This window comes from Chryseobacterium caseinilyticum (assembly GCF_014837145.1).
Taxonomy (GTDB): domain Bacteria; phylum Bacteroidota; class Bacteroidia; order Flavobacteriales; family Weeksellaceae; genus Chryseobacterium; species Chryseobacterium caseinilyticum.
In genome coordinates, this window is sequence record NZ_JACYFS010000006.1 from 212,563 (window position 1) to 221,215 (window position 8,653).

General features: G+C 35.8%; 10 protein-coding genes. 3 read left to right on the forward strand and 7 right to left on the reverse strand.

From position 1 onward, the window contains the following. Positions 1–50: 50 nt before the first annotated feature. A complete protein-coding gene (locus tag IC610_RS16705; protein ID WP_191737856.1) occupies positions 51–635 on the reverse strand; it encodes a DUF3109 family protein in 585 nt (194 codons plus the stop codon). Positions 636–768: 133 nt separating this feature from the next. Further along, positions 769–1,674 (reverse strand): DUF6427 family protein, encoded by a 906-nt coding sequence (locus tag IC610_RS16710; protein ID WP_056084569.1) that lies wholly within the window; start codon positions 1,672–1,674, stop codon positions 769–771. Between the two features lie 42 nt (positions 1,675–1,716). Here IC610_RS16710 and IC610_RS16715 point away from each other — a divergent pair, with 42 nt between their 5' ends. Further along, a complete protein-coding gene (locus IC610_RS16715; protein WP_056084572.1) occupies positions 1,717–1,950 on the forward strand; it encodes a DUF6341 family protein in 234 nt (77 codons plus the stop codon). 65 nt (positions 1,951–2,015) lie between these two features. On the opposite strand, the gene IC610_RS16720 is transcribed toward IC610_RS16715, so the two are convergent. The 5 genes from IC610_RS16720 to IC610_RS16740 form a co-directional block, all read right to left on the reverse strand. Continuing rightward, the gene (locus tag IC610_RS16720) at positions 2,016–2,453 is read right to left on the reverse strand and encodes a universal stress protein (RefSeq protein ID WP_191737857.1); all 438 of its coding nucleotides are present in this window, start codon (positions 2,451–2,453) and stop codon (positions 2,016–2,018) included. Between the two features lie 63 nt (positions 2,454–2,516). After that, positions 2,517–3,122 (reverse strand): fumarylacetoacetate hydrolase family protein, encoded by a 606-nt coding sequence (locus IC610_RS16725; protein ID WP_191737858.1) that lies wholly within the window; start codon positions 3,120–3,122, stop codon positions 2,517–2,519. A gap of 414 nt (positions 3,123–3,536) precedes the next feature. Beyond that, entirely contained in the window at positions 3,537–3,935 is a 399-nt protein-coding gene (locus tag IC610_RS16730; RefSeq protein ID WP_191737859.1) for a putative signal transducing protein, read from the reverse strand. 388 nt (positions 3,936–4,323) lie between these two features. Beyond that, positions 4,324–5,088, reverse strand: coding sequence for a 3'-5' exonuclease (locus IC610_RS16735; RefSeq protein WP_191737860.1), 765 nt, complete (start codon positions 5,086–5,088; stop codon positions 4,324–4,326). A 52-nt stretch (positions 5,089–5,140) separates the two neighbouring features. Continuing rightward, complete coding sequence (locus IC610_RS16740) at positions 5,141–5,893, reverse strand: CDP-alcohol phosphatidyltransferase family protein (protein WP_191737861.1); 753 nt, start codon at positions 5,891–5,893, stop codon at positions 5,141–5,143. 112 nt (positions 5,894–6,005) lie between these two features. Between IC610_RS16740 and IC610_RS16745 the strand changes: the two genes are divergently transcribed. Next, entirely contained in the window at positions 6,006–7,934 is a 1,929-nt protein-coding gene (locus IC610_RS16745; protein WP_191737862.1) for an LTA synthase family protein, read from the forward strand. A 148-nt stretch (positions 7,935–8,082) separates the two neighbouring features. Further along, positions 8,083–8,496, forward strand: a complete 414-nt coding sequence (locus IC610_RS16750) for a DUF2147 domain-containing protein (RefSeq protein ID WP_056084592.1) — start codon at positions 8,083–8,085, stop codon at positions 8,494–8,496. Positions 8,497–8,653 lie beyond the last annotated feature (157 nt).

The following is an 8,653-nucleotide window of genomic DNA, read 5'->3' on the forward strand; positions in this document are numbered from 1 at the left end:
TACAACTCTCCAAGCCTAAGACTCTCCAACCCCCAAACTCTCCCACACAATCACCCACCATATTCCTTCTTCCACTCCTCAGCGACATCGCTCAACGTCGTGTAGAAATCCTCACCATACTTTCTCGTGAGTGGAGTTTTCAGAAATTTATATACAGGAACCTGCAGTTCTTTTCCTAAAGTGCAGGCATCGCTGCAGACTTTCCATTCGTGGTAATTTAATGCTGAAAATGAAGAATATTCAGTGATTCTGATCGGGTATAGGTGGCAGGAAATCGGTTTTTGCCAGTCAACAGCACCATCTTCATAGGCTTTTTCGATTCCGCATTTTGTGATGCCTCTTTCATCAAAGGTTACGTATGCACACTCGCGGTTTTCTACCATTGGGGTAACATACATTCCATCCAGTGGATCAGTAGTCCAGGTTCCCTGTTCGTCTAAAGCTTTAACACCTTCTGCTGTAAGATAAGGTTTTACTTTGTCGTAGATACGGTCTAAAATTTCAAGTTCATCTTTATCTAAAGGCGCTCCCACATCTCCTTCCACGCAGCATGCACCTTTACATTTGCTCAGGTTACAAACGAATTCTTCAGAAAAAATATCTTCAGAAATCAATTTATCATCTATTTGAATCATAATCTTTTATTTAGTAAAAACGAAAAAAACAGCCTTTTTCTACTGCAAAAGTATCAAAAGAAACATTGTGAAAAAAGGAGACAGACTAGTTTAGAACCAGTCTTTGTTATATTAAAATAATTCTAAAACAGTTTTAAATCAAATTAAACTGCAGTAAAGCTCTGTAAGAAACCAGACTTACAATAATAATCCAAAGGCTCACTTCTTTCATCCAGTATTTAGGCATAAAACGCAACATTCTACTTAGAATAATCGTTACCGGAAATGCGAGAAGTAGAAGATACTCGTAATTTTTGTTCATGTACAGAATTACTGTTACCAGCTGTGCCAGTGAAAAAACCAGCAAAAAGGTGTACTTATATCGGCTTATGGGGCTTTTCTGATTGTAATATTTAAAGTGATCGTAGACTGCGTAGATCAGCATCAGAGCAATTGGAATCAGCGGCAGCAGTATTGTGAAATCTTTAATGATCCATAATTTACCGAAAGGAAAATAGACTTCGTTCCATTCTCTCATATTCAGAAAGTAGGCCACCGAAAAATAACTTAAAGAAATTAAAAGTACTCCCAGCAAAAATCTGAAAATATTTAAACCGATTCGCTCTGAAGTAGCAGCCACGTGAATAAGGACAAAAACTGCCATTGGCCATGTTGTCGGAAGAAAAATAAAATTAAGCGCAATGATCGCACCAACCAGAACGTAGGATTTTTTTCTGAGATCTTCGTTGGTACTCGTCAGTAAAAGCAATAGAAAAGAATTGGTAAGCAAAGCCACGGCGACACCAAGATCCAGATGGCCCGGATAAAGCCCAAAAATAAAAACTGTGTAGAGTAAAAGAGGCAAATGAGTATGATAATTCAGTGCAATGCTGTTGAAACAGAAATAAGCGAGTGCAACACCCAAAAATGTTATTGCCGTTGTGATAGCACCTAAAGTACTGAAATCAAGTATATTAAATATAATTACAATTAAAAGAAGAAAACCAATATAAACAGGAATTGAAAAAATATTGCTTTCTTTTGAAAGTAATTTAAACATTTTTTATAAATTTGTGCAAAGTTAATTTAAAAAAGGAAAATAATGACGTCTTTCTTTCTGTTCTTAAGTAAAGTTTTCAAAGGATCTTTCGGTTTTTACGACACCTTCGGAAACGTTTTAAACTGGATCTTATTCTTCGTTTGCTGCGTGCTTTTCACGTACTGGTGCTATGTTTTGGTAGTAACCTTGGGTGGCGATAAAGACAAAGAGTATTATTCTCCAACAGAAGGAAAACATCCTTACTACGATCCAACGATTTACAAAAAAGAAGGTTAATTAATTGGTTATATAGAAAAAGACCGGTCAAATTATATTTGATCGGTCTTTTTACGTTTATACTTTTATTCATGTATCGGCAGTACCAGCACCGGAATTTTAGAATCTCTCGTAATTCCTTTGGTTAAACTCCCTACGAAAACATCATAGATTCCGCTTCTGCCGTGGGATCCCATGACGATGTAGTCGGCGTTTTTATCATCAGCATATTCCAGAATAATGTCTTTTGCAACACCCTGTTTCAAGAGATGCTCGCAATCTACATCCTGTGACAGAATTCTCTGATTTATTTTATTCAGAAGCACCAGTTCTTCTCTGATTTCGTTTTCTTCAATCTCAGGAAAATACTGATAACCCATATCGCCGATGGCAAAACCTATTTCCATTGGGGCAACATGTATTAGATTAATTTTTGCACCAAGCTGTTTGGCAAATTTTATGGCTCCTTCTACCAGCTGTTCTGTTTTATCTCCGAAATCTACAGGCAATACTATATTGATCATAACTTAAAATTTTGAGGTTTTGGTTATTTTAAAGATACAAAAAATAATGCCGAAACCCAAATTTTAAAGAATTCTGAGGTCTAAAACTTTCTCATCTTCAAGGTAAGCTTCCAGAATATCGTTCTCAGAAACTTTCCCCACACCTTCAGGAGTTCCCGTAAAAATCAGGTCACCAACTCTTAACGTGAAATATTGAGAAACAAATGCAATGATGTCGTCGACCGTAAAAATCATATCTTTTGAATTTCCGTTCTGAACCTTTTCTTTATTTTTTAAAAGAGAAAAATTCAGGGATTCAAGATTATAATTTTCTTTTTTAAAGAAATTTCCAACCACAGCAGAGCCGTCAAAACCTTTCGCAAGTTCCCATGGAAGGCCTTTAGATTTCAGGTCACTTTGGAGATCTCTTGCAGTAAAATCAATTCCCAAACCGATTTCTTCATAATGCTTGTTGGCAGCTTCTTTCTGAATATATTTTCCGCCTTTTGAAATTTTCACCACCACTTCAAGTTCATAATGAACATCAGTCGAAAACTCAGGGATGTAAAAATCATTTCCTTTTAAAACCGCTGTATCGGGTTTCATAAAAATTACAGGTTTATCCGGGATAGCATTTCCCAGTTCTTTCGCGTGTTCGCTGTAATTTCTTCCTATGCAGATTATTTTCATAAAATTTATTTGTCATTGCGAGGAACGAAGCAATCTCACTTCACCCTCAGTTATTACTTAGTACCAGTTATTCATGGCCCAAATTTTTGGGAGCTTAATCCCGCTTTCCGCTGTATCTTTTTTTGCTACAGAAATTCAGATCCAAAAAGAAAAATGTATCAAAAGCAAAAAAGGATGCCGCTGCAATCGGGGCTAGTTACGATGGGATATCCTTTTCAATTTTTTGTTTTGAATTGAAATTTCAAATCATTTTAGCAGGAAACGTGGAAAACCACCCCGTCAAAAAATCAAAGATTTTTCGCCACTCCTCCAGAGGAGGGGAATTATTGCTCCTATTTTGAAGAGGAAATTTTAGTATTTTTTATACATTCAATCATTTAAACTCCAAGCTTCCAGCTTCCAGCTTCCTACTTCTCAATGCTTAAACTTATTCCCGCAATAATAGCAGACATAATTTTCGCTTGATAAAACCGAAATTCCAAAGAAACTTGTTGAGCTGTCATCTTTGTATAAATGATTTGAGCCACATTTTGGACAGACAAAATCGAAATCCGGATTCTCGATGGTATGATCGACTTCAAGTGCAAATTCCTCGTTTTCTTTATAGTCTTTCAAAACCTGCTCTGCCTTTTCCAGATCTTCTTCAAAAACCTGCAACTGAATTCCGCCCACAGCCTGTGACAGCAGCCAGTCCGACTGAATCAGCTGTTCGTTGGCAATAAAACTGTTGATGCCACTTTCTGCAAGAATCTGCTTGTCACGGTTAGCTTCCAAAGCAGTTTCGTAGAATTTGAATTTAACTAAATCACTCATTCTTTTTTAATTTTTGGTTTCCCACAAACTATACAGATTTCTGTGCCACGAATGTTTTGTTCACACGGATTTCACGGATTTCCACAGATTTTTCAAGAGTGCACTAATTTTATTTTGATGCATCCTATAAAATGATTCGTGGCAATTTACTTTTTTAAGCATATAACCACAGTTTTTCGACATCATCAAAAGAAAATCTTCGATTTTCAATCTTATGTGCTCTAATTCTTCACAAAGATTTTAAACTAAAAACTAATGTGACTTCTGTGTCAAAATATTTTCAAACCTGTCTAAACTTTACTTCTAAAATTAAAACTTTTGTAACTTCTGACTTCGTCGAAATAACATTCATCGACTGTACAGAGATAATCTTCGGTTTGTGGTTAAATCAAACCTTCCCCGTCAACTGAATTTTAGTAAAAACCTTCTTGGTGTACAAAGGGAAATCAGCATTTTGCAGCCATCCGTAATATCCTAAATCTTTATTAAAAACATCTTTCACAGCCTGACCTTTGTATTTTCCAAAGTTAAAAACAGGAATATTCTTATCATTAATTCCTATAAAACCTGCCAAATCAGCATTTTTGTTGTGAAACGTAAACTCGCTTAGAGCGTTGATTTCATTCGGAATGTCATCATATTTTCCAACCTGAGCATCCAGAACTTCAAATGTTGCCATCACATCAGCCTCGGCAGAATGGGCATTTTCCAGAGTTTTTCCGCAGTAAAACTGGTAGGCTGCACCAAGATTTCGGGGCTCTTTTTTGTGGTAAATGGTTTGTGCATCAACTAATTTAAATTTGCTTAAATCAAAATCATAATCAGCACGCAGTAATTCTTCGGCCAGTAAAGGCACATCAAAACGGTTGGAATTGAATCCACCCAAATCAGCACCGGTAATCATTTCAACTACTTTAGAGGCAATTTCTCTGAAAGTAGGCGCATCTTTTACATCTTCATCATAAATACCGTGTACGGCGCTCGATTCTGCCGGAATTGGCATTTCGGGATTTACTTTCCAGGTTTTGCTTTCTCTTGAAGAATCAGGATTGACTTTCAGAATGCAGATTTCAACGATTCTGTCTTTTCCCACGTTGGTTCCGGTAGTTTCAAGGTCGAAAACGCAAAGTGGTTTATGTAATTTTAAGTTCATTATTTTAATTTGAAAATTTGAGAATGGGTTAATTTGAAAATGCAATTTTATGCTATCTCAATTGCTTTTGAAAAATCAACGAAATAATAATGTAATAGATTATTATCAGAGGAATTCCGACTGTTTTAAATATTATTAAAATCAAAACTGCTCCGATAAGTAAAGCAATTTTGGGATAATTATCCTGCAGCTTCATTGATTTGAATTTCATCGCAATCATTTTGATTGGTGAAATTAGAAGCCATGAGCTTAAAATTGTAATAAGAAGCAAAACTTCAGCAGAAAAATGAATAGTATCCATTTCCCCCGTCGTAATTATCTGTGGAATGAATGTGTTTTTAGAAAATAAAATTTGGGTGAGAAGATAAATTCCAAAAATCAGAATCGTATTACTTGGCGTATTCAATCCTTTAAAATAATATTTCTGGTCCTCGTCCAAATTAAAAATAGCCAATCTGAGACATGAGAAAAGCGTGATCAGAAATCCAAGATATTTAATTTCAAATGGTAGATGTAAACCCAAAACTTCACTCCCAAAAGGTTCGAGCATTTTAAACATCGCCAAGCCCGGAATCAAGCCGAAACTCACCATGTCCGCCAAAGAATCGAGTTGCGCTCCGAGATTGGAATTGGCTTTCAGGGCTCTCGCAACAAAACCGTCGAAAAAGTCTAAAACTAAAGACAGAATAATGCAGATGGCCGTCGTCTGATAGTCGCCCGAAATCAAATGCACAGCACCCACACAGCCTGAAAAAAGATTTCCCAATGTGATGGCGTTGGCAAGATTGTTTTTAATGAAATTCATGTCAGCAAAATTACATTTTTTAACGATTTCAGGCTTCATTTATATGAACTAAAAATGACAATAGTGTGAATTTAACGTAAATTTACACCCTTAAAAAAACAGTTTAGTTGAAATGAAATTTTTCAGGGAATTGAGAAAAGAAGAAATTCTTATTTTGTGTTACAGAATTTTTCTGGCTTTCGTATTTTATCAGATTGCAAGACTTTTGTTCTGGTTTTTCAACAGAAATTTAATCAAGGTTGAAAGCTTTTCAGATTACCTGAATCTTGCTTTTCATGGGATTGCATTTGACCTTACGGCAATTCTGTATGTGAATATGCTTTTTATTTTTTTAAGTTTAATTCCAATTGTTATCAACACAAAAAGCGGTTACCAGAAATTTCTTTTCTGGCTCTATTTTGTCACCAACGGAATTGCTTATGCTATGAATTTCGGCGATTTTATTTACTACAGGTTTTCGCAGACAAGACTTACGCTCGCGGCTTTTCAGGTGGCTAAGCATGAAACCAATATTCTGAAAGTTTTCACTACATCCAGCAAAGAGCATCCGTTTGTGATTATCTGGTTTGTGGTTTTGATGATTCTGTGGGTTTTTCTCTACAGAAGATTTAAAATCAAATATCAAAAACCGGTAAAACTTGTTCCTTATTTTCTTTGGTCACTGCTTATTTTGTGCATTTCTTCCGTTTTAATTGTCGGCGGAATCAGAGGCGATTTTAAGCACAGTACACGACCGATCAATATGGTAGATGCCAATAAATTTGTGAAAACGCCGCTTCAGGGAAATATTGTTCTGAACTCTACTTTTTCATTTTTCAGAACGTTGGGAAGCAACAATTTCAGGGAAGTACATTTTGTGGATGAAAAATTTATTGATGAAAATATTTTTCCATATAAAACTTACGACAGGCAGGTTCAGAACAAACCCAACATCGTTATTTTCATTGTAGAATCTTTTGGACGAGAATACTCCGGTGCGTTTAATAAAGATAAAAATATTAAAGATTTTGTGTCGTACACGCCGTTTATCGACAGTCTGGCAAATGAAAGTCTGATTTTTCCGAATACCTTTGCCAACGGACGTCAGTCGATTCACGGGATGAGCAGTATTCTGGCGGGAATTCCGAGTCTGACGGATGCTTTTACGAGTTCGCCGTATTCAAATCAAAAAATACAGTCGATTGTCTCTGTCTGTGATGATTTGGGTTACGAAACTTCCTTCTATCACGGTGCACCAAACGGGTCGATGGGCTTTTTAGGTTTTGGAAATATTTTAGGATTTAAAAATTATTACGGATTGAACGAATACAATGGCCAGAAGGATTTTGACGGCATGTGGGCAATTTGGGACGAGCCTTTTCTGCAGTATTTTGCGAAAAACACCGGAAAAAAACAACCATTTATGTCAACCGTTTTTACGGCATCTTCTCATCATCCTTTTAAAATTCCGGAAAAGTATCAGGGGAAATTTAAAAAAGGAAAAATTGAAATGCACGAGCCGATGCAATACACCGATTATGCGATTAAAAAGTATTTTGAAACTGCTGAAAAACAACCTTGGTTTCACAATACAATCTTTGTGTTTACGGGCGATCACACCAATCAGACAGCTTATTCTGAATATGAGAAATTAATGAACCGTTTTGCTGTTCCTCTGATTTTCTATTCGCCAAATCCTGCTTATCAGTTGAAAGGCGTTAATGCAGAATTGGCGCAGCAAATTGATATTTATCCAACGCTGGCAGATTTGATTGGCTATAACAGAAAAATCAGAAGCTGGGGGAGGAGTCTGCTGAGTGAAAAGCAATATCAGCCTTTAATTGTAAATTCAGACGGAAGTTCAGAGCAGTTTATTTACGGAAACTTTATGTACAGATTTGACGGTAAAGATATCACAGGCATTTATTTTAAAGAAGATTTAGGTTTTGAAAATAACCAAATCGATAAACTGAAAACTCCTGAGACTGAAAAAGGAAAGCTCGTCGCAAAAGCCTGGTATCAGGATTATATGAACAGAGTGATCAACCGTAAACTCAATTGATTTCAGGAGCTGTTTAAAAATGAAAATTCTGTTAAGTATTACTATTTATGCTTTGGATAACAAAAAAGTTGGTGTGTTTAAAATTAATTTATACTTTTAACTAATTAACAATTTTGAAATCTTATCAAATAGAATTAAACTTTATAATATGAAAAAATTATTTTTAACGCTGGCGTTTTCTCTTATCGGGGTAATGTCTTTTGCACAGATCGAAGGAAAGTGGAAAACCATCGACGATGAAACCGGAAAGCCAAAATCTATCGTAGAAATTTTTAAGAAAAATGACGGTAAATATTACGGGAAAATCGTTCAGCTTTTGATCAAGCCTGAAAACAATAACTGCGTAAAATGCAAAGACGACCGTAAAAACAAACCGTTACTCGGTTTAGAAATCATCAGAGGTCTTTCTAAAGACGGTGACGAATTCAGTGGCGGAACTATTACCAACCCTAAAGACGGTAAAAGTTACAAAACAGAAATAGAGAAGGATGGTAATACATTAAAAGTTAAAGCTATCATTATGGGAATTGCGGTAAAAACGCAGACGTGGCATAAAGTATAAATAAGTGTTTCAATATAACAAAAAGGAGGTCATTTTTTGGAGGCCACTGAAAAAGTCTTTTCTGATTAAATAGATTAGCGAAAACAGTTTTGTTTTCGCTTTTTTTTGTATTTTAAGGTTGTATTTCAAGATCAAAACCGATGTTATTACAACAGCA

Bases quoted from the DNA above. Each gene is read 5' to 3' on its own strand.
- IC610_RS16705 (WP_191737856.1), bottom strand. From the start codon at position 635: ATGATTCAAATAGATGATAAATTGATTTCTGAAGATATTTTTTCTGAA.
- IC610_RS16710 (WP_056084569.1), bottom strand. From the start codon at position 1,674: ATGTTTAAATTACTTTCAAAAGAAAGCAATATTTTTTCAATTCCTGTT.
- IC610_RS16715 (WP_056084572.1), top strand. From the start codon at position 1,717: ATGACGTCTTTCTTTCTGTTCTTAAGTAAAGTTTTCAAAGGATCTTTC.
- IC610_RS16720 (WP_191737857.1), bottom strand. From the start codon at position 2,453: ATGATCAATATAGTATTGCCTGTAGATTTCGGAGATAAAACAGAACAG.
- IC610_RS16725 (WP_191737858.1), bottom strand. From the start codon at position 3,122: ATGAAAATAATCTGCATAGGAAGAAATTACAGCGAACACGCGAAAGAA.
- IC610_RS16730 (WP_191737859.1), bottom strand. From the start codon at position 3,935: ATGAGTGATTTAGTTAAATTCAAATTCTACGAAACTGCTTTGGAAGCT.
- IC610_RS16735 (WP_191737860.1), bottom strand. From the start codon at position 5,088: ATGAACTTAAAATTACATAAACCACTTTGCGTTTTCGACCTTGAAACT.
- IC610_RS16740 (WP_191737861.1), bottom strand. From the start codon at position 5,893: ATGAATTTCATTAAAAACAATCTTGCCAACGCCATCACATTGGGAAAT.
- IC610_RS16745 (WP_191737862.1), top strand. From the start codon at position 6,006: ATGAAATTTTTCAGGGAATTGAGAAAAGAAGAAATTCTTATTTTGTGT.
- IC610_RS16750 (WP_056084592.1), top strand. From the start codon at position 8,083: ATGAAAAAATTATTTTTAACGCTGGCGTTTTCTCTTATCGGGGTAATG.